General features: G+C 71.1%; 20 protein-coding genes. 15 read left to right on the top strand and 5 right to left on the bottom strand.

What is annotated here, in order from left to right; translation table 11 throughout:
• Nucleotides 1-124: 124 nt before the first annotated feature.
• A complete protein-coding gene (locus tag SMD11_RS06820; RefSeq protein WP_087925580.1) occupies nucleotides 125-3,070 on the top strand; it encodes an AfsR/SARP family transcriptional regulator in 2,946 nt (981 codons plus the stop codon).
• A 95-nt stretch (nucleotides 3,071-3,165) separates the two neighbouring features.
• Here SMD11_RS06820 and SMD11_RS06815 read toward each other — a convergent pair whose 3' ends face one another.
• The 3 genes from SMD11_RS06815 to SMD11_RS06805 are packed head-to-tail and all read right to left on the bottom strand — an operon-like array spanning nucleotide 3,166 to nucleotide 6,074.
• A complete protein-coding gene (locus SMD11_RS06815) occupies nucleotides 3,166-4,212 on the bottom strand; it encodes a basic secretory protein-like protein (protein ID WP_087925579.1) in 1,047 nt (348 codons plus the stop codon).
• Between the two features lie 40 nt (nucleotides 4,213-4,252).
• Nucleotides 4,253-5,158 (bottom strand): peptidoglycan-binding domain-containing protein, encoded by a 906-nt coding sequence (locus tag SMD11_RS06810; protein WP_087925578.1) that lies wholly within the window; start codon nucleotides 5,156-5,158, stop codon nucleotides 4,253-4,255.
• A gap of 31 nt (nucleotides 5,159-5,189) precedes the next feature.
• Nucleotides 5,190-6,074, bottom strand: coding sequence for a CAP domain-containing protein (locus SMD11_RS06805; protein WP_087925577.1), 885 nt, complete (start codon nucleotides 6,072-6,074; stop codon nucleotides 5,190-5,192).
• 372 nt (nucleotides 6,075-6,446) lie between these two features.
• Between SMD11_RS06805 and SMD11_RS06800 the strand changes: the two genes are divergently transcribed.
• From SMD11_RS06800 to SMD11_RS06755, 10 genes are all read left to right on the top strand, one after another.
• A complete protein-coding gene (locus SMD11_RS06800; RefSeq protein WP_087925576.1) occupies nucleotides 6,447-7,451 on the top strand; it encodes a peptidoglycan-binding protein in 1,005 nt (334 codons plus the stop codon).
• 647 nt (nucleotides 7,452-8,098) lie between these two features.
• On the top strand, nucleotides 8,099-9,238 hold the full coding sequence (locus tag SMD11_RS06795) for an ATP-grasp domain-containing protein (RefSeq protein ID WP_234365932.1): 1,140 nt from the start codon (nucleotides 8,099-8,101) through the stop codon (nucleotides 9,236-9,238).
• Between the two features lie 41 nt (nucleotides 9,239-9,279).
• Entirely contained in the window at nucleotides 9,280-10,404 is a 1,125-nt protein-coding gene (locus SMD11_RS06790) for a hypothetical protein (protein WP_087925574.1), read from the top strand.
• A complete protein-coding gene (locus SMD11_RS06785; RefSeq protein ID WP_087925573.1) occupies nucleotides 10,380-11,672 on the top strand; it encodes a hypothetical protein in 1,293 nt (430 codons plus the stop codon). The genes SMD11_RS06790 and SMD11_RS06785 overlap by 25 nt, the downstream gene beginning before the upstream one ends.
• Nucleotides 11,590-12,651 (top strand): class I SAM-dependent methyltransferase, encoded by a 1,062-nt coding sequence (locus SMD11_RS06780; protein ID WP_234365931.1) that lies wholly within the window; start codon nucleotides 11,590-11,592, stop codon nucleotides 12,649-12,651. The genes SMD11_RS06785 and SMD11_RS06780 overlap by 83 nt, the downstream gene beginning before the upstream one ends.
• Nucleotides 12,652-13,890, top strand: coding sequence for an acyl-CoA dehydrogenase family protein (locus tag SMD11_RS06775; protein ID WP_087925572.1), 1,239 nt, complete (start codon nucleotides 12,652-12,654; stop codon nucleotides 13,888-13,890).
• Nucleotides 13,891-14,296: 406 nt separating this feature from the next.
• Nucleotides 14,297-14,773 carry a flavin reductase family protein gene (locus SMD11_RS06770; protein WP_087925571.1) on the top strand — a complete coding sequence of 159 codons (477 nt, stop codon included), beginning with the start codon at nucleotides 14,297-14,299 and terminating at the stop codon, nucleotides 14,771-14,773.
• A gap of 153 nt (nucleotides 14,774-14,926) precedes the next feature.
• Entirely contained in the window at nucleotides 14,927-16,378 is a 1,452-nt protein-coding gene (locus SMD11_RS06765) for an alpha/beta fold hydrolase (protein WP_234365930.1), read from the top strand.
• A gap of 13 nt (nucleotides 16,379-16,391) precedes the next feature.
• Nucleotides 16,392-17,033, top strand: a complete 642-nt coding sequence (locus SMD11_RS06760) for an MBL fold metallo-hydrolase (protein ID WP_087930324.1) — start codon at nucleotides 16,392-16,394, stop codon at nucleotides 17,031-17,033.
• A gap of 29 nt (nucleotides 17,034-17,062) precedes the next feature.
• Nucleotides 17,063-17,842, top strand: a complete 780-nt coding sequence (locus tag SMD11_RS06755) for an exodeoxyribonuclease III (RefSeq protein WP_087925569.1) — start codon at nucleotides 17,063-17,065, stop codon at nucleotides 17,840-17,842.
• Between the two features lie 90 nt (nucleotides 17,843-17,932).
• Here SMD11_RS06755 and SMD11_RS06750 read toward each other — a convergent pair whose 3' ends face one another.
• A complete protein-coding gene (locus tag SMD11_RS06750; protein WP_087925568.1) occupies nucleotides 17,933-19,774 on the bottom strand; it encodes an SGNH/GDSL hydrolase family protein in 1,842 nt (613 codons plus the stop codon).
• Nucleotides 19,775-19,922: 148 nt separating this feature from the next.
• On the opposite strand from SMD11_RS06750, the gene SMD11_RS06745 reads away from it, so the two are divergent.
• A complete protein-coding gene (locus SMD11_RS06745) occupies nucleotides 19,923-20,363 on the top strand; it encodes a DUF6278 family protein (RefSeq protein WP_087925567.1) in 441 nt (146 codons plus the stop codon).
• A gap of 136 nt (nucleotides 20,364-20,499) precedes the next feature.
• Here the strand turns inward: SMD11_RS06745 and SMD11_RS06740 are convergent, their stop codons facing one another.
• A complete protein-coding gene (locus SMD11_RS06740) occupies nucleotides 20,500-21,246 on the bottom strand; it encodes a GntR family transcriptional regulator (protein WP_087925566.1) in 747 nt (248 codons plus the stop codon).
• A 205-nt stretch (nucleotides 21,247-21,451) separates the two neighbouring features.
• Between SMD11_RS06740 and SMD11_RS06735 the strand changes: the two genes are divergently transcribed.
• Genes SMD11_RS06735 through SMD11_RS06725 form a run of 3 tightly spaced genes read left to right on the top strand, consistent with a single transcriptional unit; the run spans nucleotide 21,452 to nucleotide 23,858 of the window.
• Nucleotides 21,452-22,195, top strand: coding sequence for an amino acid ABC transporter ATP-binding protein (locus SMD11_RS06735; protein ID WP_087925565.1), 744 nt, complete (start codon nucleotides 21,452-21,454; stop codon nucleotides 22,193-22,195).
• 17 nt (nucleotides 22,196-22,212) lie between these two features.
• Nucleotides 22,213-23,205: a glutamate ABC transporter substrate-binding protein gene (locus SMD11_RS06730; RefSeq protein WP_087925564.1), complete on the top strand. Its 993-nt coding sequence runs from the start codon at nucleotides 22,213-22,215 to the stop codon at nucleotides 23,203-23,205.
• 8 nt (nucleotides 23,206-23,213) lie between these two features.
• The gene (locus SMD11_RS06725) at nucleotides 23,214-23,858 is read left to right on the top strand and encodes an amino acid ABC transporter permease (RefSeq protein ID WP_087925563.1); all 645 of its coding nucleotides are present in this window, start codon (nucleotides 23,214-23,216) and stop codon (nucleotides 23,856-23,858) included.
• The last annotated feature ends 22 nt before the right edge of the window (nucleotides 23,859-23,880 follow it).

Raw genomic sequence — 23,880 nt, 5'->3', positions numbered from 1 at the left:
CGGCGGACCCGTCACGCCTGGCCCGTCACGGCGGAACCGCTGTCACGGGCGATCCGTCTTCCTGTGGCCTCCCGTCAAAAGGCCCTCACGCACCGCAGGCCCTCACGTCATCCGGAGACCCCCCATGCCCCCCACTGCCCCTCCCGGCCGCTCCTCCGGTGACGGCTCCGGGCGGACCGCCGCCCACCGGTTCACCGTTCTCGGCCCCCTCCGCGTGCACGACGGGCCGGCCGAGGTGCCCGTCGGCGCGCCCCGGCTCCAGGCGGTGCTCGCGGTCCTGCTGCTGCGGGCGCGGACCTCCGTGTCCGCCCGGGAACTGGTCGCCGCGGTCTGGGGCGACGAGGCCCCGGCCGGTGTGCGGGCGTCGCTGCGCACCCACGTCTTCACCCTGCGGCGGCTGCTGGAGCCCGGCCGGGCACCCCGCGCCGCCGCGCGCACACTGGTGACGACGGGCGACGGCTACACCCTGCGCGTCGCCCCGGAGGACATCGACGCGACGGTCTTCGAGCTCCGTACGGCCGAGGCGCTGCGGGCCCGGGCCGCCGGCCGGCCCGAACGGGCACGGTTACTGCTCGTCTCCGCGCTGGACCTGTGGCGCGGCAGGCCGCTCGCCGGCGTGCCCGGCCCGTACGCCGAGACCCAGCGCACCCGGCTGGAGGAGCTGCGCCTGTCAGCCGTCGAGGCCCGCTGGGAGGCCGAGATCGCGCTGGGCGGGCACGACAACGCGCTCGGCCCGCTGCGCGCGCTGGCCGCCGAGCACCCGTGGCGCGAGCGGGTCCACGAACTGCTGATGACCGCGCTGCACCAGGCCGGGCGGCAGGCGGACGCGCTCGACGTCCACGCGCGCGTCCGCCGCGCGCTCGCCGAGGAGCTGGGCACCCGCCCGGGTCCCGGCCTGGACCGGCTCCAGCGGAAGATCCTCACCGCCGGACCCGGGCGGCGGGCGGACGACGCCGCCGGGCCCCGGGCGCCTGACCGGTCCTACGGCCCGGCCCGGCTGCCCCAGGACACCGCCGACTTCACGGGCCGGCATGACGAGGCCGACCGGCTGTGCGCCGCGCTGGAGAACGACCGGACCGTCGCCCTCAGCGCCATCAGCGGCATGGGCGGCATCGGCAAGACCGCCCTGGCCGTCCGCGTGGCCCACCGGACGCGCCACCGCTTCCCGGACGGGCAGCTCTACGCGGACCTGAGGGGAACCGACCCCCGGCCGGCGGAGCCCATGGAGGTGCTGGGCCGCTTCCTGCGCGTCCTCGGCGTCCGCACCGGTCACCTCCCGGCGCTGCCCGGGGAGCGGGCCGCCCTCTACCGCTCCCTGCTCGCCACCCGGCGGGTGCTCGTCCTGCTGGACAACGTCCGCGACCTGGCCCAGGTGCGCGACCTGCTGCCCGGCGCGCCCGGCAGCGCGGTGCTGCTCACCGGCCGCTCCCGGCTCGCCGGCCTGACCGGGGCCACCCTGGTGGACCTGCGGCCCATGGCGCGGGCGGAGGCCCTGGAGCTGCTGACCCGGATCGTCGGCGGACGGAGCGTGTCCGCCGAGCCGGAGGCCGCCGCCGAGGTGCTCGACGCCTGCGGCCATCTGCCGCTCGCCATCCGCATCGTGGCCGCCCGGCCGGACCGCACGCTCGCGGAGACCGCCGCGCTGCTGGCGGACGAGCGGCGCCGCCTCGGCGCGTTCAGGGCGGAGGACACCGCCGTGGAGACGACCTTCCGGCTCGGCATGGACCTGCTGGACGCCGAGCAGGTCCGCGCCTTCCGGCTGCTGGCCCTGCCGGAGGTGCCCGAACTCAGTGTGCCCACCGCCGCGGCGCTGCTCGCCCGGCCGGAGCGGGAGGCGGAGGAGCTGTGCGAGTCGCTGGTCGACCTGAGCCTGCTGGAGTCGGTCGCCCCCGGCCGCTACCGCTACCACGACCTGCTCCGGCTCTTCGCCCGTCAGACCGCGGTCGCCGAGGTGCCCGACCACGAGCGGACCGCCGCGCTCACCCGCCTGCTGGAGTTCTGCCTCGCCACCGCCCTCGACGCCCACCGGGCCGCGCAGCCCGACGACGTGTTCCCCGGGACCGCGGCCCCGCCGCGCTCCGCGGACCTGGTCTTCACCGGCCCGCAGGAGGCCACCGCCTGGCTGCTCGACGAGCAGACGTCGCTCCTGGGACTCGTCGAGCAGGCGGCCGGCGACACCTCCCTGTCGCTGACCGTCTGCGCGGACCTGCTGCTGGCCGCGGACCCGCTCGGCCGCCTCGGCGCGCGGCCCTACGGCATCGAGCGCGCCGCCCGGACCCTGGCCGAGGCCGCGCGCGCCGCCGGCCACCGCACCGCGGAGGCACGCGCCCTGTACATGCTGGGCAGCTCCGTGCAGCACCGCTTCGCCATGCGGCTCGGCGCCCCCGACCTGGACCGGGCCGTCGAGCTGTGCCGGGCGACCGGGGACCGGACGCTGCTCGCCCACGTCCTGATCACACGGGGCGGAGGCGCGCTGGCCCTGCGCGACTTCACCGCCGCGCACACCATGCTGACCGAGGCGCTGGCCCACGGCAGGGACCTGGGCAGCCGCGGCATCGAGGCGTACGCGCTCGGCTTCCTCGGCCTGGCCCTGCTGGCCACCGGCCGGGCCGAGGAGGGGCTGGCGCGCTGCCGCGAGGCCGTCGCCGTCACCCGGGCGACCGGGGACGTCGCGGGCCAGGCCAACGCGCTGCACAACCTCGGTCAGGTCTGCCTGCGGACCGGGCGGACGCCCGAGGCCTTCGACAGCCTGCACGAGAGCCTGCGCCTGTGGCGTGCGACGGGCTCCCGCTTCCGCGAGGGCCTCCTGCTCGGCGCGATCGCCGAGGCCCACAACCTCTCGGGACGGCCCGTGGAGGCCGCCGAACACGCCGCGCGGGCACGGGACATCGCCGAGGCGCGCGGCGACGCGGGCATCCTCGCCCGCGCCCTCGCCCAGCTCGGCCACGCCCACCGGGCCCAGGGCGACGCCGACCGGGCCCGGGAGCACTACCGCCGTGCGGAGAGCGTCTTCCGCGAGCTCGGCCTGCCCGACGCGGACGACATCGCGGCACACCTCCGGGAACTCTGACGACGGCGGCCGACGACGAAGGCCGCGCCCCCGGCCGGGGGAGCCGGGGGACGCGGCGGCCCGGCGGGACGGGGAAGTCGTCCCGCCGGGGAGGCTCAGCGCTTGGGGATCTCGTCCCACAGCTGCTGAGCGGTCCTGCCCGTGCGGGCGCGCCACCACTGGTCGTCGCCGTCGTACGAGCCGTCGTGCCCGGCCACGTTCAGCTTGCGCACGATGTCGCCGTCGTAGTGCTTGGCCACGTGGTCGAGGAAGTACGCCGTCGTCTTGTACGCGTCGGTGTACTTGTCGGAGGACCGGACGAAGGGGAGCCCGCCGTTCTCGAAGTGGTAGTTGCGCACCCAGTCGGCCACGCCCTCCACGAAGTGCCCGGGCGCGCTGCGGTTCTGCTGGATGATGTGGACCTGCTCGTGGATGAGGAAGCCCGCGTCACCGGGGTTGCGGCGCACGTAGTCGGGGTTGACGCTCACCATGCCGCCGGAGGCGTAGGCGACACCGGTGTTGGACCGGTCGAGCACGATCCGGTACTCGGCGGGCGCCGCGTAGGCGTCGCCTATGATCAGCGCGACCGTCTTGGGGAACCAGGTCTCCAGCACCGGCTTCTGCGCCTCGAGCCAGCCGGCCAGGTCGGGGGCCTGCCCGGCGTCCAGCGTGATCCGCACGCTCCCGCCGCCCGGCTGCTCCGGCCGGGAACCGACGGGCAGCAGCTCCCACCGCTGGCCGGGGTCGCCCCGGTCCGGGCTCCGCAGCGCCAGCGCGACGCTCTCGCCGACGGCCGTCAGGTAGCGGTCGCCCTCGTCCCCGCGCACCGTCTTGATCCGGTACCAGCCGGGACCCGCGTCCTCGAACAGCCAGCGCTGGTTGGCGTCACCGTGCTCGGGGAACAGGTGGGTGACCCCGGCGTTGAAGTCGTAGTCGGCGACCATGGCCCCGCCGGGGCCGTGGGTGCCGTGGGTCAGCGCCGTCTCCAGCAGCCATGAACCGTTGTCCTTGGCCCAGAAGACCCACTGCTGCGCCTGCGACCCGTTGGGCTTCCAGCCCTGGATCCGGTTGCCCGTCGTCGTCCGGCTGGAACTGACGTCGGCGGTCAGGCCGTTGGCGGACCGGAGGGTGAACAACTGGCCGTTCTGCGGTGCGACAGACATGCCGCGACACCTTTCGTAGAGGTGGGGAGGGGTCAGGGGGTCAGCCGGCGACGCGGAAGCCGTGCTCCGCGCCCAGCTTCTCGAGGCTGGTGCGGCCCGGGACGCCGTCGGCGTCGTCGCCCTCGTAGCCGCAGCGGCTCTGCCACTCGGCGTAGGCGTCCTGGGTGCTGGTGCCGAAGGAGCCGTCGACCCACTCGGCGGACAGCAGGCCCTCGGCCTGGAGGGCCCGCTCCACGACGAGCACGTCGTCGCGGTGGGAGGTCGCGCCCTGCGGGGCGTCCGGGTCGCTCCCGGCCGCGGCCACGACGTTCGCGAGGCTGACCTCGGCGGCCCCGGACGAGGCGCCGGGCTCGTCGTCCGCGGCGGCCGGGGCGTCGCCCGGGCCCGCGGCGAGGATCGCCGAGCGGTCGACGGCACCCGGGTCCCAGTGGTCGTTTCCGGGGACGTTGGCGTGCCCGTAGTGGCCGCCCTCGGAGTGCCAGGTGTCGCTGTCCCGGCTGGTGTAGCCGGCGCCGTCGGCGGCGAGGTCGCCCGCCGGCCAGGCGTCCGGGACGCCCCAGGAGCGGGCGGCGTCCAGCAGCGCGGCGAAGTTCGGCCCCGGCCGCCAGTAGTCGGTGAAGGGCTCGCTCGCCCGGGCGAGCACCTCGACCTGGATGCAGACCCTGCCGGTGCGGTTGGTGCGGTCGTCGCCGTCGTTGCGCAGGGCGCGGGCGCTCTCGTCCAGCGGACCGAACTGGCCGATGCGGTCGGTCGTGGGGTCGTAGAGCACGTGCGGCTCGGCGCCGATCTCGATCAGGTAGTCGGCGGTGGAGTCGAACTCCGCGTCACCGGCGCCGCCCTCGGTGGTGTGCCAGACGATGCGGGGCGGCTCCTCGGGGGTGTCCATGCCGCCGCCGATGTCTCCGTCGCCCAGGCGCTCGGCACCGGGGATCCATGTGATGCCCATGGGGGGTGTGCTCCTCGTGTTCGCGGGCGTGTCAGTTGGCGAAGGCCTGGGTCCAGCGCCCGCCGTTGCCGGGAGCGAAGCCGGCGCCGAAGCGGCCGTACTGCGGCGACAGGATGTTGACGCGGTGGCCGGCGCTCTTCATCAGCATGTCCATGGCCTGGCGTACGTCCGTCACGGGCGCCGCGTTCTCGGCTCCGGCGGAGAGGTTCTGGACGCCCGCCTCGCGGAAGCGGTCGAAGAACTCACTGCCGTTGGAGCCCTTGTGCCCGAGGAAGTTGTTGCGGGCCTGGTCCTCCGAGTGCCGCTGAGCGGCCAAGGACAGCCGGTCGTCGAGGCGCAGCGGCGGCACCCCCGCCTTCGCCCGCTCCTGGTTGACCAGGCTGAGCATCAGGTCGACCGCGGAGCCGCCACCGCCCGGCTGGGGCTGGGGCTGCGGCTGCTGACCGGGCTGTCCGCCCTGGCCGGGGGAGGAGACGCCCTCCAGCCGCCACCGCTGGGCGTCGCTGCCCGGGTCGGACTTCCACACGCCCAGGGAGCGGCCGCCGCCGTCGGCGGTCAGGTAGGCGTCGCCGCCTTCCGTGCGCAGGCTCTTGAGGCGCACGTGGCCGTCGCCGGCGTCCTCCAGCCGCCACAGCTGGTTGGCCTGCCCGTGCTCCTTGAACAGGTGGGCCCGCCAGTTGGTGAAGTCGTAGTCGAGGACCATGGCCTGGCCGGGGCCGTGGGTGCCGCGGGTCAGCCCCGTCTCCAGCAGCCACGCGCCGTCGTCCTTGGCCCAGAAGACCCACTGCTGCGCCTGCGACCCGTTGGGCGACCAGCCCTGGATCTTCGTGCCCGGTGCCGTGCTGCTGTGGTCGACGTCGGCGACCACACCGGTCGCCGAGCGAAGGACGTATACCTGGCCGTTCTGCGGGGACATTTCTCTCTGCCAACCGTTCTGGAGCGCTGCGCATTTCTTCCGCACAGCGACGCGAATTGCTCTGGGAGCAGTCGAACCTTTTCGACATCCACCATGTTGCCGGGCCTTTGTCTGTGGTGGATCAACGCGAAATCAATGGCGGTCAACGCGGGCCGGCGGGCCGGTCAACGGCTCCCGGAGAAAGCGCTCAACAGGAGCCCGGCAGGGCAATTCCGGCCTCGATGTGGCATGGTGATCGGCAGCTCGCATCCCACGTCGGAGGCGGTGCACGCCATCGCCGTGCCCGCTGCGCGCCATCGCGCGAGCGCTCATTCCACTGCGATCACCGTCGCCACGGAATTGTTCATTCTCAGAATCCAGGAGGGGTAAACCATGTCCGGAGCCAAAGAATTCATCGACGTCGCCCGCGAGGAGATCGGGTACCAGGAGGGCTTTTCCGACGGGCACTGGGACAACGACAACAAGTTCGGCCGCTGGTACGGCATGAACGAAGAGGCGTGGTGCGGCATGTTCGTGAGCTGGGCCGCGGACCGCAGCGGGAACGGCGACATCGTGCCGCGCTACGCGTGGTGCCCGGCGGGTGTGGAGTGGTTCCAGGAGCGCGACCGCTGGAGCGCCTACCCGGCCATCGGCGGCGTGGTCTTCTTCGGCCCCGGCGGCGGGTCGCACACGGGCATCTGCATCGCGTACACGGACGACGAGATCACCACCATCGAGGGCAACACCAACGACGGGGGCTCGGCCGAGGGCGACGGCGTCTACCTCAAGACCCGGCCGCGCAAGTCCTCCTACGTCTACGGGTACGGCGTCCCGGACTTCCCGGAGGGCGCCGTGGTGGCCGACCCCGACTGGAAGGGGCGCCCCGGAGTCGTCCACTTCGGCGAGCAGGCCGACGAGTCCGACATCCCGGCCGGCGGCGACACCTCCTCCCGGCCCGTCGTCCGGGAGGAGGAGGACCGGAAGGAAGAGGCCGGTGACTCCTCCCGACAGGTCGTGATCGACGGTCTGGCCTACGGGCCCGGGAGCAGCGGCGAGCACATCACCCGCCTGGGAGAGATGCTGGTACGGGCCGGCTGCGGCGCCTACAAGGAGGGCCCCGGCCCCGAATGGACGGAGGCCGACACCGAGTCGGTGCGCCGGTACCAGGAGAAGCTGGGCGACACGGGTGCCGACGCGGACGGCATACCGGGCCCCAAGCAGCTGGCGCGGCTGACGGCGGAGTACGGACAGACCCGCACCGTCACGGTGCGGGAGGGTGACACGCTCTCGTCCATCGCGGCGGCGAACGGTGTCCCGCTGTCCGAGCTGACGGCGGCGAACCCGCGGATCGCGGACCCCGACGCGATCGCCCCGGGAGACGTGGTCACGCTCCCGTAGCCACCGGCCGCCCGGGAACTGCCCGGGCGGCCCCGCGGGGCCGGGCAGCGGATCTGCCCGACGTCGGGGACTCGAATGTACTGATTCGCACCAACGGGGCCTCGGTTCAGGCGTGTTGACGGAAGCAGACAGTCCACATGCCGGAACCAGGCCCCGTCGCCATGCCGTGGTCTTCCCTCTCCTCGACGTCAGGCCCCCTGTCCCTCCAGATTGGACGCTCACTCTCCGGATTCGTGAGGGGCTCCAGCGGCGGACAACTCTTGATCGTGTGTCAGTAATGTGTCTAGAGTGTGTCTGCGTTTGGATCAATGCCAGTGACATATGCCGCGTTGACCTTCTTGGGGGCCGTCAAGCATGAAGCTGACCAGGGGCGGCTTCCCGTGCCCACCAGTCACCGCCGGCTGAAGCTCCTCCAGTTGGCCGCGCAGGCCCTCCATCCGGGCCGGCGCCAACCGCCCGCGCTTCTCCGGCATCCCCAGCGCCGACGGCAGCCGCCGCCTCCACGCATCCCGTAGCCGAACCGACGGAGACCCGACCACATGGATACGAATCGCTCATACGTTCTTCTCTTAGGTCTCGGGACGAGCTACTTCTTACGTGAGCGCTCCTTCTCGGGTGCCAAGGACGCAAGTTCCATGCCTGTGTGGATGACAGCGCTCGATCCGCTGCGTAGCCCGCAGCGCTTCTTCGACCGAGTGATAGCGGCGGATGACGGCTACGCCGATTCCGTGCTCGCGGCGGTGGACGAGTGGAAGGAACGCGGCTGGGACCTTGCGGCGGTTGTGCCGGTCAACGACTGGGGTGTGCCGTCGGCGAGTGCCGTCGCGAAGAAGTACGGGTTGCCCGGACTCTCGGCCGATTCGGCACATGTCACACGCGACAAGTACGCGATGAAGGCGCGTTTCGAGGCGGCGGGTCTGCCGACTCCGCGCTCCATTTCCGTCACCTCCGAGGCGGAGATGCTCGCGGCGGCCGAGGAGATCGGGTTCCCGGTCGTGCTGAAGCCCGCCGACTTCAGCGGCAGCGGCGGGGTCAGCCTCGCCCATACACGTGCTGAGGCGATTGCCGCGTTCGCGGCCTCGGTGGAGCACATCGAGCGCTACCGCGACGCTTTCCCCATCGACGGTTCCCGCTACATGGTCGAGCAGTACGTGGACTCCCAGGAGGAGATCTCCGTCGAGGTGCTGTGCCACGGCGATCGGCGCATGACGCTCGCGGTCACCGAAAAATATCTTTCGGCACCTCCTTTCTTCGCCGAGGTCGGGCACCTCGTGCCCAGTCACCGTACGGGCGATACGACGTTGACGACCTTGGCGGAGAAGGCGTGCGAGGCCCTCGGCATCGATCACGGGATCGCGCACGTCGAGATCAAATTCGACAGCAAGGGTGCTCCGTGGCTCATCGAGGCGGCGGCTCGTCCCGGCGGTGACGGCATCATGGACCAGGTGGAGCGTGCCTACGGGTACAACCCGTACACCCTGCATGTGTCCTCCTACTTGGGGATCGACCCTTTTCCGCTGGTGCAGAGCGAACCCGTCCGCAGCAGTGCCGTGGCATTCCTCAAGGCACAGCCAGGGGAGATCACCTCGGTAAGGATTCCGGAGGAACTTCCCGAGAGCGTGGTCTCTGTCTTCGTGTCCAAGAAGCCTGGTGACGTCGTGCAGCCTGTCGCGGACTGGAGCACCCGGGACGGCGTGGTCGAAATGGTGTGGAGCGAAATCTTCACCGAGTACACCACGATGCCTGTCGAGATCGCGGATGCACTCTCCGACGAAATCTTCGGGTGACCGGGAACTGAGGGCGTGAGGAAGGTCTCGTCGAGGCACCTATGATCCGCTATACCATTGTTTCAACCCTGTACCGCTTCTTTGCCGGCACTTTCCTCGTGGTGGTCAACTGGCAGATCGCGACATCGGAAAGCGGCGGCTACTGGCGGCTGGTCATTTCGACGCTGCTGTCGTATGTGCCGGCGCTGGCGGTGCCGCTCGTGATCCGCCGCATAACGATGTCGGGGCAGCGCCTCACTGTGCTGTCGCTGCTTTATGTGGCCGTGGTCTCGCTCGTGGTCAGTTTTCTCGTGGAGAACGCCACCGCGCTGGTCGTCGCGAACTTCTTCATGTGGGTCGGCTTCTTCTCCCTGGAGGCGAGTTGGGAAAGCTGGTTCAATGAGGAGAAGCGGCGGCAGGATGTGTCGTGGGCCAGCTCCGTCACCATGTCGGGTAATCAGGCGGCCCTGATGATCGGGCCGCTGTTCGCCCCCGCGATCATCGACGTGGTGGGTACCCGCGGCATCGTGCTGGCGTTGACGGCAGGTTTTGTGCTGGTTGCCGCGCTCAGCTGGGCGGGTGTGCAGGCCGCTGTGGTCGCCGGCACGGATGACGAGACCGAGGCCGCTCCCTCGGCGAAGCCTGCGGCTCCGCTGCGTCTGATCGCCACGTTCGCGCTCGTCTGGCCGGTGCTCGGCACGTTCAATCTGATGCTGCCGCTCCAGGTCAGTGACCGCGGTGCGGGCCTTGTCACGGTCGGCATCGTCGACGCCTGCCTGGGAATCGGCGTCATCGTCGCGGGTGTGGTGTTGGCCCGCGCGAAGCTGCCTTCCGCGATGCTCTCGACGCTGGTGGTCGCCTGCACCCTGGTGGGTGGGGTGTTGTGGGCGCTGCCGGCGGGTGGCGCCGCCGTGGTCACGATGGCGCTCTCCACCTTCGCGCTGGGGGCCGGCTTCGGCGCGCTGCGCATCGCGCTGCGGGAGTACACCGCTACCCACTACGACTCTGCCGTCACCAGCCAGGCGGTCGCCCTCGGCAATGCCGCGGCGATTCCCACCTTGGCTGTCGTCTTTCTCGTATCCGGCGCGACGCAACCGCTGGTGTGGGTTGCGCCGTTCCTCCTTGTCATCGTTATGTCCTACTCGTTCCGAGGAATCCGGACATGGAAAACATCGTTGAAGACTTAGTAGCCCTCCGCCTCGACCTCGGCACCATTCGGAACACCGATCCGTTCCACGGCCTCGTCGTCGCCGCCGAAGGCGTCACCAATATGGAGGCAGCGCGATCACGCGAAGCCACCGAAATTCTTGAAGCCATTGCGCCCAGCGCCCTCGACCCTGAGTTCCGTACCACTCGCGAGGCGGTGCTGAGCTGGGCGCGGGGGGACTTGCTGAGCGCTCGCGAGATGCTGGCGAGCAGCCTGCAAAAATCCAGTGGCGAGCATGCGTTGCTCACCGGGTTCCTCGCCCATATGGCCGACTTCTCCCTGGGCGACAACGAGGGGCTTCTCGAGACGGGCCGCGCCCTCATCGAGCTGCGCCCCACGATGACCCGCCGCGCCGCCGGCCTCACCGATGGACTTTTCGCCTTCGCCCTGGAGGAATGCGGGCACTATTCCGCCGCGATCTCCTCCGCGGAGCGTGCGATGAGCATCAATCACGATGATGTCTACGCACTGCATGCCAAGGTCCACGTGTTGCAGAGGCTGCGCGAATACGAGGCGGCGAAAGAATCCATCTCCCGCTACTCCAACGGGTGGGGAGAGGCCGAGCCCATGCGCATCCACATGTGGTGGCACTTCGCCATGGGGCTGCTCGGTGAGGGCGAATTGGACGAGGCCCTGCGCTGCTACCAGCTGGAGGTGCGCCGCAAGACGAGGGCGGGAGCCCGGGAAGACCTCGATGCGGTCGCACTGCTGTGGCGGCTGGAGATGCTGGGAGGGCAGGAGCTCTCCGAGATGCTGGTGCCCCATTGGTCGACGCTCGCGGAGGCCTGGGCTGCCTATGCGGCGGACCCCAATTACATCTTCAACGATCTGCACGCCGCGATGGCGTTCGCGAAGGCTGAGGACTACCGCCTTTTCGACAGGATCGTGACTTCCTGCCGCGCCCGGGAGTCGCCGGAGTTCTTCCACTCGGTGTGCCGGCCGCTCTTCGACGGCATCGCGGCCTTCGCCCGGCGCGACTACGCGACCTCCGCGCGGGTGATGAGCTTCGCCCTGGAACGGCAGCAGTTGCGTATCGGCGGCAGCAAGGTACAGCAAAAAATCTTCCACTGGACCCGGGATGCGGCCGATGCCCATCTCCGCGGCAGCAACCCCCGCGACCTCCTCAGTTCTCACACCCATGCACGAACGAACGGAGTAATGAACAATGACTCAGAAGGTCACCGTCCTCATGGACGCGAGGGAAGTGGTACAGCTCGACTATCCGGAGTCGGCATCGCTGACAGTTAAGCGGGGCAGGCTCGGTTTCTACCGTCTGCCCGATGACGGTTATTCCGAGGAGGAGCTGCGCGAAGGCGTAGAGGTCATCGGCGTCGGCGAAAAGATCAGTATCGCGGCGGGGGAGAAGCTCTTGCTGACGGCTGCGCAGCCGCAGACGGAGTACATCAGCGACGGTGCGGTGGAGCCGCAGCAGCGCACGATCCCGGCGGACTACCCGATTGTCTCCGCGATGCAGAAGTACGTTGCCGAGAAGGGCTACTACTTCGGCTATGAAGACCGCTATGCAAAGGTCTACGAGCGCGGCGCGATATCTTGGGAGGCACTCTCCGAGAACGCGAGCCTGCGCGAGATCCTTGCGCAGCACCCGGAGATATTCGAAGGTGACATCCTGGACCTGGGCACAGGCGAAGGGCGCGACAGCCTCTTTCTTCTGCGCAGCCGAATCGGTCGCAGCGTGACCTCCTTCGACGTTTCGCACAGCGCCCTGGAAAACGCGCGCGGGCGGGCACGGGAAGAGGGGCTTCCCACCGATGGGTTCATCGAGAAGGACATCATCTTCCTGCGTGACGTGGCGGCGGAGTCCTTCGATCTGGCCCTCAACATGGGTGCACTGCACATGCTCGACCGGGCGGAGGACCGGGCGCGTCACATCGCCCGTGTCTTCGACGTGCTGCGCCCTGGTGGCCACTTCGTCGTCGACCACTGTGCCTCGGAATGGGGCCGTGGCTTCCACACCATCAAGAACTACGACGACATCGCTGCCGACCTGGTGCCGGGGCGCACCATCACGCGCTACGTCGAGATCGACGGCGAGCGTAAGTCCATCGACCTCGAGGTGTTGCACTACTCCGAGCGTTCCCCGGAATCGCTGCTCTCCGAGTTGACCGCTGCGGGCTTTGAGGAGTTCGCACGCCTCGACACCGACACGGAAGCCTTCGGCAACTCGACATTGCAGGTAGTGCGGAAACCCCGGAAGGACGCCAGGTAGATGACACCCGAGAACCCGGGCACCGCATCGGCCAAGGCGAGTGTGCTGGCGGTGGTGAAGAACCTGGCCGACGGCGCGATTGCGCGTGATCTTACCCGGGAGCTGCCGCGGGAGCAGGTGCGTGCTGTAGTCGAAGCAGGCTTCAGCCGGCTGCGTATACCGAAGGAACTGGGCGGTGACGGACTCACGATTCCCGAGTGGGGAGACGTCCTCATCGAGCTGGCCGCGGCCGATTCCAACATTCCGCAGATCTTTCGGGGCCACATCGCGTTCGTCGAGGACATCGTGCACCGGCCCGACGACGACTATCGCAAGCTGTGGCTGGGCCGGCTCCTTGACGGGGAGATGGTGGGCAACGCCTGGGCAGAGGCGGGTCCGACCGCGATGGGGCAGAAGAACACGCTCTTCACCTGGAAGGACGATGAGCTGACGGTCTCCGGTCAGAAGCATTACACGACCGGCTCCATCTTCGCGGACTGGGCGGATGTGTCAGGAATCCACCAGGAGCAGAGTGTGGCTGGATTCGTCTCGATACATCAGACGGGCGTCACGGTTCAGGACAACTGGGACGGGTTCGGCCAGCGCACCACGGGCACGGGCACGTTGTTCCTTGACGAGGCGCGTGTCGACCCCCGCGATGTCGCGCCCCTCGGGGATCGCATCCGCTATCAAGCGGCGCTCTACCAGTGGATATTGCTCGTCGTGCAGGCGGGCATCGCGGTTGCCGTTGAGCGGGACATCACAGAAGCGGTGCGGACTCGCAGTCGTAACTATTCGCACAGCTCCGCTGATCTCGCCAAGGACGACCCGAACATCCAGTCGATCGTGGGGGAGATCTCCTCCATAGCCTATACGGCGCGAGCTCTGACCCGAGGCGTGGCGGAGGCCTTGCAGCGGGCCTCGGAGACGGGCGTTGCCGGGCGCGATTCGGAGGAGGACCGCGAGGCGAATCTCGTGGCCGAGATCCGCTCCGAGCAGGCGCAGGTGATGCTTTCCGAGTTGGTACCGCGCTCGGCGACCTTGCTGTTCAACGCGCTCGGTGCCTCGGCGGCGAGTGTCGGTCGCGGTCTCGACCGGCACTGGCGCAACTCAAGGACGGTCGCCAGCCACAACCCTGTGATATTCAAGCAGCGGGCCATCGGGGACTGGCTTCTCAACGGTACTCCGCCGCCCGTCGACTGGAATGTGGGAACCCCGCCCACGACGAAGACGGCGACCACTGATCCGGAACGCCCGTGATTCCGGGTTGTTGAGCCGGGTGTGAGCGATCTGGTGGGGGACGCGCGGCATCTGCCGCCGGCGGCACGTCGGTGTTCGGGGTGTCGCTGAAAGCCGTGGACAACTGGTGGGCGAAGTGGCAGGCCGCGATCCGGGCCAAGGCGAAAGCTCAGGGCAGCGAGATCCGCTTCGCCGATCAGGTCGGCATCCGCTCCGACCAGATCGCCGGCCGGACCCGGGGCGCCGAGGTCACGGCGTTCCAAGGTGTCGCGGGACGCCGCAGGGATGCTCCCGGTCGTCGACAAGCCGGCCATTCAGCACGTGGTCGAGGAGGCCGTCGCGGTGGGCCCGACCCACGCCCTGATAGAGCCCGGGGCCGCCCGCCGGCCTTCCCCTCCCCGGACACCCCCGGAAAGCGAGAGAACCGATGCCCTTCGCACCCGCAGAGTTCACCCGGGCCATGGCGCGTGTCCCCGGTCCGGTCACGGTGGCCACCACGGTCGACGCCGCCGGACAGCGCTGGGGCTTCACGGCGAGCTCGTTCAGCTCACTGTCCCTGAGCCCGCCTCTGGTGCTGATCTGCCTGGACAAGGCGGCCAGTACCCATGAGGCCTTCGCCACCACCGACCGCTTCATGATCAACATTCTGCGCGGGGAACAGTCGGAAATCGCCCTGCGCTTCGCCAAGTCAGGAGTGGACCGGTTCGCCGACGGCGACGCCGTTCCGCTGGAACTCGGACTGCCCGGCATACCCGAGGCCCTGGTCCGGGTGGCCTGTTCACTGCAACAGGTCGTCGACGGCGGCGACCACTCCATCCTCATCGGACGCGTCGAGGCGACGTACACCGGCGACGGCGCACCGCTCATCTACTGCGACCGCGGCTTCCAACGCCTGGCCGAGTGACGCGGTGCGCCACCCGCGCATACCCGGTCATGGACCGAAGCGGTCTCCGCCGCGTAGGCCCGTACGATGCCCGCGCCGCGGGCCTCACGTACTCGGCGGACAACGCCGCTACCCCCGTCGGTGAGATTTTGTGAGATGTGGGAGCGTAAGCGGGTGAGTGAGCCTACGCCGAACACCCTCCAATACCGCTTCGACGGGCCGGAAGACGCCCCGGTCCTGATCCTGGGCCCGGCCCTCGGTACCACCTGGCACATGTGGGACCGGCAGATACCGGAGCTCACCCGCCACTGGCGCGTGCTCCGCTTCGACCTCCCCGGTCACGGCGGCGCGCCCGCCGAGCCCGCCCCGGCGGTCGGGGAGCTGACCGACCGGCTCCTCGCCACCCTCGACGGACTCGGCGTCGAGCGCTTCGGCTACGCGGGCTGCTCACTCGGCGGCGCGGTCGGCGCCGACCTCGCCCTGCGCCACCCGCACCGGCTCGCCTCGCTGGCGCTCGTCGCCACCTCCGCACGGTTCGGCACCCCGGAGTCCTGGCGGCAGCGCGGCGCCGGGGTCCGTGCCGACGGCCTCGACCCCGTCGCCCGGGCCACGCCCGAGCAGTGGTTCACCCAGAACTTCGCGGGCGCCCAGCCGGCCATCGTCGACTGGGCCGTGCAGATGGTCAGCACCACCGACCCGGGCTGCTACGTCGCCGCGTGCGACGCCCTCGCCGCCTTCGACGCCCGGGAAGGGCTGGCCCGGATCGGCGTGCCCACGCTCGTGCTCGTCGGCGCCGAGGACCAGGTGACACCGCCCGCCGACGCCCGTGTCCTGGTCGCCTCGATCCACGACGCGCGGCTCGCCGTCGTCCCCGGGGCCTCGCACCTCGCGCCGGTCGAGCAGCCCGGCGCCGTCACCGACCTGCTCGTACGCCACTTCACCTCGGCCTGGCAGCTCGCCACCCCGCAGGCGGCGCCGGCGGGCGGCGCGGCCGATGCCCGCCCGGCGCCCGCGGCCCCGCCCGCCGCCTCGGGCCCGGCGGCCCCCTTCGTCCCCGGCGGTCCCGGCGTTCCCGGGGGGATGTTCACCCAGCCCTCGCCGCCCGCCGGCCCCAGCCCGTACGCGACGGGCCCGGCCGGCCCGCAGGCGCAGGCACCCGCCCCGGCCCCCGCCGCCACTCCCGCCACCCCCCTGTCGTTCCCCGGCTTCGGCCCGCCTCCCACCGTCGACCTCGAACCCGCGCCCACCACCGACGCCTACGACGAGGGCGCGCGCGTCCGCCGCGAGGTGCTCGGCGACGGCCCCGCGGCGACCGCCGACGCCGCCACCGGCGACTTCCACGACGTCGTCACCCGCTACGCCTGGGGTGGTGTCTGGGCGCGCCCCGGCCTCGACCGCCGCAGCCGCTCGCTCGTCACCCTGACCGCCCTCACCGCCGGCGGCCACCTCGACGACCTGGCCGCGCACACCCGTGCCGCGCTGCGCAACGGCCTCACCCCCGAGGAGATCGAGGAAACGTTGCTGCACACCGCCGTCTACTGCGGTGTCCCGGCCGCCAGCGCCGCCTTCTCGGTCGCGCGGCGCGTCATCTCCGAGGAGAGCGGACCGGGCGCGGCCGGCGCGTAGCAGTATGGGGATCATGAAGCTGACCAAGCAGAGCCACGCGTGCGTCCGCCTGGAGAAGGACGGCCGTACGCTCGTCATCGACCCCGGCGCCTTCAGCGAGGAGGACGCCGCCCTCGGCGCGGACGCCGTGCTGGTCACCCATGAACACCCCGACCACTTCGACATCGGCCGGCTGCGGGCGGCCCTGGACGCGAATCCGGCCGCCGAGCTGTGGACCCTGCGCAGCGTCGCGGAACAGGTGTCCGCGGCCTTCCCCGGCCGGGTGCACACCGTGGGCGAGGGCGACACCTTCACCGCCGCCGGCTTCGACGTCCAGGTGCACGGCCAGCTGCACGCCGTGATCCACCCGGACATCCCGCGGATCACCAACGTCGGCTATCTCGTGGACGGCACCGTCTTCCACCCCGGCGACGCGCTGACCCTCCCCGGGCAGCCCGTGGACACGCTGATGGTGCCGGTCATGGCCCCGTGGAACAAGGTCGGCGAGATCATCGACTATCTGCGGGAGGTCCGCCCCCGGCGGGCGATCGACATCCACGACGCGCTGCTCACCGACCTCGCCCGGCCGGTCTACGACCGGATGCTGGGCCCGGCCGGACCGGGCGTCGGCACCGACCACGCCCGGCTGGCGCCGGGGGAGACCGTCGAGCTCTGAATGTCGGACCCGGCCGTTAGGGTTGCCCCATGCGCATCGCCACCTGGAACGTGAACTCGATCACCGCACGCCTCCCGAGGCTGCTGGCCTGGCTGGAGAGCAGCGGCACCGACGTGCTGTGCATACAGGAGACGAAGTGCGCCGAGGACGCCTTCCCGTTCGAGGCCCTGCGTGAGCTCGGCTACGAGTCGGCGGTCAACGCCACCGGCCGGTGGAACGGCGTCGCGCTGGTCTCCCGCGTCGGCCTGGACGACGTGGTCAAGGGCCTGCCCGGCGGGCCCGACTACGAGGACGGCCAGGAGCCCCGCGCGATCTCGGCCACGTGCGGCGGCGTCCGCCTCTGGTCGGTCTACGTGCCCAACGGCCGGGAGGTCGGCCACGACCACTACACCTACAAGCTCCGCTGGCTGGAGGCGCTGCGCGACGCCGTCGGCGCCGACGCCGAGGGGGAGCGGCCCTTCGCCGTCCTGGGTGACTACAACATCGCCCCGACCGACGAGGACGTCTTCGACCCGGCCGTCTTCGAGGGCGCCACGCACGTCACCCCGGCCGAGCGCGCCGCCCTCGCGGCCCTGCGCGACATCGGCCTGTCCGACGTCGTGCCCCGCCCCCTGAAGTACGACCGCCCGTACACCTACTGGGACTACCGCCAGCTGTGCTTCCCGAAGAACAAGGGCATGCGCATCGACCTGGTCTACGGCAACACCCCCTTCGCCAAGGCGAAGCGGGACGCCTTCGTGGACCGTGAGGAGCGCAAGGGCAAGGGCGCCTCGGACCACGCCCCGGTCGTCGTCGACCTGGACGTCTGAGCCCGGGGTGCCCTTACCCCCGCCGTTCACGTCCGGGCGGGACCGGACAGGGCGGGACCGGCCCGGTCCCGCCCTTCGGGCCGGGCCCGGTCAGACGAGGTCGCGCAGGACGACCGAGTCGCTGAAGGCGCGCATGCCCGCGTCGTTCGGGTGCAGGTGGTCGCCGCCGTCGTAGGCCGGGAGCATCCGCTCGGGGTGCTCCGGGTCGCGGATGGCGGCGTCGAAGTCGAACACCGCGTCGTACGTCCCCGCGTTCTGCCGGATGTGCGTGTTGATGGCGGTGCGGTGGGCCTCCGCCGTCTCCGTGCAGTCGTAGAACCCGCCGCACGGCGCGATGGTCGCGGCGACCACCCGCATGCCGCGCTCGTGCGCCCGCGCCGCGATCGACCGCAGCTCGGCGATCACCTGCGCGGCCGTGGTCCCGGACCGGATGTCGTTGACCCCCTCGAAGACGATGACCGTGCGGGCCGACGTCTGCGCCAGCACGTCCCGCTCCAGCCGGTGGCCCGCGCTGACGCCGCTCATGATGGTGCTGGTCCCGTTGCCCGGGTAGCGGTCGGTCACCACCCGGTTCCCGGAGATCCCGTGGTTGAGCACCCCGAACCGGGGCACCTCGTGCTGCCCGCGCAGCCGCCGCGCCAGCAGGTCCGGCCAGCGCCCGTTGGCCCCCGGCGTGGACCGTTCGCCGTCCGTGATCGAGTCGCCGAGCGTCACCACGGAGCCCGGCCCGCCGGTGACGTCCACGCCGGTCAGCAGCGGCCAGCGGTCGAGCGTCGCGGTGTACGCGCCGCCGCCCCGCTCGGCCGTGCGGTCACCGCCGCCGTCGGCCGTCAGATAGGACACCTGGGCGGTGTAGCTGTGCACGGGCACCGCCTTCACGGTCCCCGGCAGATGGATGCTCACCAGCAGATTGGCGTCCTCCGGCACCCGGAACCCCAGCGGGTCGCTGAACATCTGCGCCCCCGCCGGGATGTCCGTACCCGCCCCGCCGCCGAAGGTCAGCGCCCTGGGCCGGCCGGCCGCCGCGGCGCCCTTGCCCTGGACGGCCACCGTGGCGTGCCCGATCCTGACCGGACGCTGCGCGAAGGTGTTCTCGAACCGGAGCCTGGTCACCGGGCCGCCCACGCTGCTGTGCACCACGAGCCGCAGCGTCCGGTCGGTCCAGGCCACCGCCGCGTAACCCGAAGGGGACGCCGCCCAGCTCCCGGTCCACCCGTACGTGGGACCCCGCAGCGCCATGGAGAACACGTGCAGGTCGGTGTCCGGCCCCGGGTCCTCCGGCAGCGTCACCGACGCCACCTCCCGGCCCGGCGCGACAGGCACGGTCACCGCGTAGAGCCGGGTGGTCTCCGCGCGCGGCCCGCCGGGGGTGCGCAGCCGGGGCAGGCCGACCGCCTTCGTCGTCAGCGGCCCGCGCCGCCAGTCCGGGGCGCTCAGCCGGTACGTGGCGCGGGAGCCGTCGCGGTAATGGATCACGCCGGTGCCGGTGACGTCCGGGCCCGGCGCGCCCTTGGTGCTCCCCGCGACGAGGAAGGAGAGGGCCTCGCCGCGGCCGGTGAGCCGCACCGCCTGGCCGGCCGCCCGGACGTTGTCGGGGCGGCCGGGCGCCGGGCGCGGCCAGGTCAGCCGGGTCCGGTCGACGGTCAGCACCCGGCCGGGGGTCCAGCCCGCGGCCGCGAGGTCCTGGGCGGACAGGGAGTTGCCCGCCCCGTCGAAGTCCCCCTCGCCGGGGCGGGCGTCGTCGCCGGCCGCCGCATTGTCGAAGAGCCGCTCCAGGGGGAGCGGCTCTCTGCCGGGTCGTGGTGGCGCGGCGAGCGCCGGGGTGGTCGCGGCGACCACGGCACACGCCGCGCCCGCCGCGACGGCGCCCGCCACCGTCCACCGTCTGTGCCGTCCGTGAGGTCTGCCGCCGAGCTGCGTTCTCAGGAGCATGTGTCTCATGCCTCCCAGCCTTCCCCGCTGCGAATGTGGCGGGATGAAGCTAGGGAGACGTCAGGGCAACGTCAAGGAGGCCATCCGGTCACGCCGGGCGCCGCGCGCCTGTGGTGGGGCCATCCGTGTCGGTGCGATCCTGGCCGGTATGAACATTCCCTTCTTGGACAGTTGGCGCAAGCGGCACGGCCCTGCGCACGGGGTGGCGCTGGCGGACGGGGCCGACCGGGATCCGGAGGGGCTGGCCGAGCTGCTCTCGGAGTGCGAACTGCTGCGCGACCAGGCGCAGTCGGCGGGCGTAGCGCTCGACGACACGCCGGCGTCCCTGGAGGCCCTCGACCAGCTCCAGCCCCGCTGGCGGGAGGACCCCGAGCTGCTGCCCTGGCTCGGCAACGACGCGGGCCTGTACCTGGGCACGGTCGTGGTCCGTACGGTCGCGGGCGCGGGCTGGTGGATCTGGCCCAACGGCCAGCCGGTGGTGCGGCTCGCCAACGGGCGGGAGATCGACGTGGTCGAATCGGGGCAGGCCTGGGCGGCCGACGGCGCGCCGGAGCTCTCCCAGCTGTACGCGGAGCTCGCGGAGAGCTGAGACCCGGGACGGGGGACCCGGAGGCACGGGACCCAGGGGCCCGGGGAAGAGCCGGGGGACGGGGCAGGAAAGGAACGAGGAAGGACCGGGGGAAGGAACGGGAAGGACGGACGCGGGGCAGGGGAGGCCCGGCGGGTCAGCTGGTGAAGGGGATGTCGTACTCCAGCCGCCAGCGGTCGGCCCGTACGACGATGTCGGAGGTCTCCACCGCCCGGCCGTCGCCGTCGAAGTGGGTGCGCTCGACGACCGTGACGCACTGCCCGGCCGCGCAGCCGAGCGCCTCGGCCTCCGGGGTGGTCGCCGGCCGTGAGCCGACCAGCTCCTGCGCCCGGACGACCCGGATGCCGATGGCCGCCAGCCGCCCGCGCACCCCGCGCCTGGCGTAGGGCCCGCGCTCGGGCAGGACCACGTCCGTGCCCTCGGTGATGGCCAGCGGCTCCCAGCTGGTGGCGAGCTGGACGGGGTGGCGGTTGGCCAGGTACTCGTACTGGGTGCAGAGCACCCGCTCGCCCGGGCCGATCCGCAGCCGGTCGGCGATCCGCTCCGGGACGCAGACCTCGCTGGAGGACGCCTCCCACGTCAGCACCGTGTCCCGGGCCGTCATCCGGGCGGCGAAGGGGGAGTCGACCGCGCCGGTGGAGCGCAGCAGGCTGCCGAGGGGCACCCGGTCGGTGACGAACACGCCCCGCCCGAACTGGCCTTCCGCGTATCCGGCGGCCTTCAGGACGCGCACCGCCCGGTCCACGGTCTGGTCGCTGGCCGCGTAGGCGCGCTTGAGCTCCGACCGGGACGGGATGCGGTCCCCCACGGCGAGTCCGCCCTCGTCGATGCGGCGGCGCAGATCGTCCGCGATGCGCTGGTAGACGGGCCTGCTGTCGCCCACCCCGGCTCCTTCCCCCGAGCTCCCCGGTTCGACCCCCACAGGCTAGGTACCCAGGCCGGGTCTGTGTACCTAGGGCAAATGGAGGGGAATATACAACGAATGCCCCTATGTGAGCGTGTCACCGGCGAAGTCCCCCATTGGGCCGATAGTTTGCGCCGACAGCAGGCGTCGACCGCGAGAGCGCTGAGAGTGGGTTGGGCTGGGTATGGCCGTCGATCCTCTGATCGAACTGCGTGATGTCAATAAGCACTACGGAAAGCTGCATGTCCTCCAGGACATCGACCTGACCGTCGGCCGCGGGGAAGTCGTGGTGGTCATCGGCCCTTCGGGCTCCGGGAAGTCCACCCTGTGCCGGGCCATCAACCGGCTCGAACCCGTGGAGTCGGGCACCATCACCCTCGACGGCCAGCCGCTGCCCGAGGAGGGCAAGGCGCTGGCCAGGCTGCGGGCCGAGGTGGGCATGGTCTTCCAGTCCTTCAACCTCTTCGCCCACAAGACCGTGCTGGCCAATGTCTCGCTGGCGCAGGTCAAGGTCCGCAAGCGCGGCCGGGAGGAGGCCGACAAGCGCTCGCGGGAACTCCTCGAACGGGTGGGTCTGCTGGCCCAGGCGGAGAAGTACCCGGCGCAGTTGTCGGGTGGTCAGCAGCAGCGGGTGGCGATCGCGCGGGCGCTGGCCATGGATCCGAAGGTGATGCTGTTCGACGAGCCGACGTCGGCGCTGGACCCGGAGATGATCAATGAGGTGCTGGAGGTCATGCAGCAGCTCGCCCGGGACGGGATGACGATGGTCGTCGTCACCCATGAGATGGGCTTCGCGCGCTCCGCCGCGAACCGGGTGGTCTTCATGGCCGACGGTCGCATCGTCGAGGACCGCCCTCCGGAGGAGTTCTTCACCGCTCCCGAGAGCGACCGCGCCAAGGACTTCCTCTCCAAGATCCTCAAGCACTGAGCGGGGTGACTGCGCAGATGAGGCGGACCGATCCCTTCCGCACCCTCCGGCCGCGCCGTGCCCCCGGGGCCCCGGTGCTCCCGCGCGCCGCCCGGCCGCGCCGCGTCCACCGCCGTGCCGCCGCCCTGGCCCTGACCGGCCTCACCGTGCTCGCCGCCGCCTGCGGCAGGGCGGGCAGCCCGCCCGTCAAGGGTCCCCAGCCCGACCAACTGCCCGTCTACCGGGTCGCCACCGACTTCCGGCTGACCGACTCGCCCACCTGGCGGGCGGCCAAGAGCCGCGGCCACCTCGTCGTGGGCGCCAAGGAGGACCAGCCCTACCTCGGCGAGAAGGACCCCGCCAGCGGCGTCTACTCCGGCTTCGACATCGAGATCGCCCGGATGATGTCCGCCTCCCTCGGCTTCGCCCCCAAGACGATCGCCTTCCGCACCATCGCCTCGGCCAACCGCGAGACCGCCCTCCAGAACGGCCAGATCGACTACTACGTCGGCACCTACACCATCAACGACCTCCGCAAGCGGCAGGTCGGCTTCGCCGGCCCCTACTACATCGCCGGCCAGTCCCTGCTCGTCCGCACCGACGAGACGGACATCCACGGCCCCCAGGACCTGGCCGGCAAGAAGGTCTGCTCCGCGGCCGGCTCCACCCCGCTCCAGCGCATCCAGCGCGACTACCCCAAGGCGATCGCCGTCGCCTACGACACGTACTCCATCTGCGTGGACAACCTCCTCAGCTTCCAGGTGGACGCCGTCACCACCGACGACACCATCCTCATGGGCTTCGCCGCCAAGGCGCCCGACGAGCTGAGGATCGCCGGAAAGCCCTTCTCCAAGGAGCCCTACGGCATCGGCGTCCCCCGCGGCGACAACGCCCTGCGCTTCGCCCTCGACGACGCCGTCGAGGCGCACGAGAAGAACGGCGACTGGAAGAAGGCCTACGACGCCACCCTCGGCCTGTCCGGGGTGCCCGCGCCCCAGCCGCCGCCCGTCGACCGCTACCCGGCCAGCTGAGGTTCCCCGTGAACGTACTCACCGACAACTTCTCCCTGTACGGCGAAGGGCTGCTCGGCACCGTCGAACTCACCGTCTACGCCTCGCTGCTGGCGCTCGTCGTCGGCTTCCTCATGGCCTCCTTCCGGGTCGCCCCGGTCGGCTCGCTGCGCGTCTTCGGCACGGTGTGGGTGACGGTGCTCCGCAACACCCCGCTCACCCTGCTGTTCTTCGCCGTCCTGCTGGGCCTGCCGCGCTTCGGCGTGGTGCTGCCCTTCCAGCTCTTCGCGGTCCTCGCCCTCGGCTGCTACACCTCGGCCTTCATCTGCGAGGCCGTCCGCTCCGGCATCAACACCGTGCCCACCGGCCAGGGCGAGGCGGCCCGCAGCCTCGGCATGACCTTCGGGCAGACGCTGGGCGACATCATCCTGCCGCAGGCCTTCCGCTCCGTGATCCCGCCGGTCGGCTCCACGCTGATCGCGCTCGCCAAGAACTCGGCGATCGCCGGGTCGTTCAGCGTCACCGAGCTCCTCGGCACCTACAAGACCCTCAACGAGCTGGGCTACAGCATCATCTGGACCTTCATCTGGATCGCCGTCGGCTATCTGATCGTGACCCTGACCATCAGCGCGGTCTTCAACGTGCTGGAGAAGCGCTGGGGAGTGCCCCGGTGAGCGAACGCGGCGAGGAGGCGGC

It is taken from the genome of Streptomyces albireticuli (genome assembly GCF_002192455.1).
Taxonomy (GTDB): Bacteria; Actinomycetota; Actinomycetes; order Streptomycetales; family Streptomycetaceae; genus Streptomyces; species Streptomyces albireticuli_B.
The sequence above is the reverse complement of the archived record's forward strand: the minus strand, read 5'-3'. Positions and strand labels throughout refer to the sequence as shown.

What these genes read in the sequence shown, in the direction of transcription:
- SMD11_RS06775 (WP_087925572.1), top strand. Translation starts at nt 12,652, where the DNA reads ATGACACCCGAGAACCCGGGCACCGCATCGGCCAAGGCGAGTGTGCTG.
- SMD11_RS06730 (WP_087925564.1), top strand. Translation starts at nt 22,213, where the DNA reads ATGAGGCGGACCGATCCCTTCCGCACCCTCCGGCCGCGCCGTGCCCCC.
- SMD11_RS06760 (WP_087930324.1), top strand. Translation starts at nt 16,392, where the DNA reads ATGAAGCTGACCAAGCAGAGCCACGCGTGCGTCCGCCTGGAGAAGGAC.
- SMD11_RS06790 (WP_087925574.1), top strand. Translation starts at nt 9,280, where the DNA reads ATGATCCGCTATACCATTGTTTCAACCCTGTACCGCTTCTTTGCCGGC.
- SMD11_RS06815 (WP_087925579.1), bottom strand. Translation starts at nt 4,212, where the DNA reads ATGTCTGTCGCACCGCAGAACGGCCAGTTGTTCACCCTCCGGTCCGCC.
- SMD11_RS06800 (WP_087925576.1), top strand. Translation starts at nt 6,447, where the DNA reads ATGTCCGGAGCCAAAGAATTCATCGACGTCGCCCGCGAGGAGATCGGG.
- SMD11_RS06795 (WP_234365932.1), top strand. Translation starts at nt 8,099, where the DNA reads ATGACAGCGCTCGATCCGCTGCGTAGCCCGCAGCGCTTCTTCGACCGA.
- SMD11_RS06755 (WP_087925569.1), top strand. Translation starts at nt 17,063, where the DNA reads ATGCGCATCGCCACCTGGAACGTGAACTCGATCACCGCACGCCTCCCG.
- SMD11_RS06820 (WP_087925580.1), top strand. Translation starts at nt 125, where the DNA reads ATGCCCCCCACTGCCCCTCCCGGCCGCTCCTCCGGTGACGGCTCCGGG.
- SMD11_RS06770 (WP_087925571.1), top strand. Translation starts at nt 14,297, where the DNA reads ATGCCCTTCGCACCCGCAGAGTTCACCCGGGCCATGGCGCGTGTCCCC.
- SMD11_RS06810 (WP_087925578.1), bottom strand. Translation starts at nt 5,158, where the DNA reads ATGGGCATCACATGGATCCCCGGTGCCGAGCGCCTGGGCGACGGAGAC.
- SMD11_RS06785 (WP_087925573.1), top strand. Translation starts at nt 10,380, where the DNA reads ATGGAAAACATCGTTGAAGACTTAGTAGCCCTCCGCCTCGACCTCGGC.
- SMD11_RS06735 (WP_087925565.1), top strand. Translation starts at nt 21,452, where the DNA reads ATGGCCGTCGATCCTCTGATCGAACTGCGTGATGTCAATAAGCACTAC.
- SMD11_RS06805 (WP_087925577.1), bottom strand. Translation starts at nt 6,074, where the DNA reads ATGTCCCCGCAGAACGGCCAGGTATACGTCCTTCGCTCGGCGACCGGT.
- SMD11_RS06750 (WP_087925568.1), bottom strand. Translation starts at nt 19,774, where the DNA reads ATGCTCCTGAGAACGCAGCTCGGCGGCAGACCTCACGGACGGCACAGA.
- SMD11_RS06780 (WP_234365931.1), top strand. Translation starts at nt 11,590, where the DNA reads ATGACTCAGAAGGTCACCGTCCTCATGGACGCGAGGGAAGTGGTACAG.
- SMD11_RS06745 (WP_087925567.1), top strand. Translation starts at nt 19,923, where the DNA reads ATGAACATTCCCTTCTTGGACAGTTGGCGCAAGCGGCACGGCCCTGCG.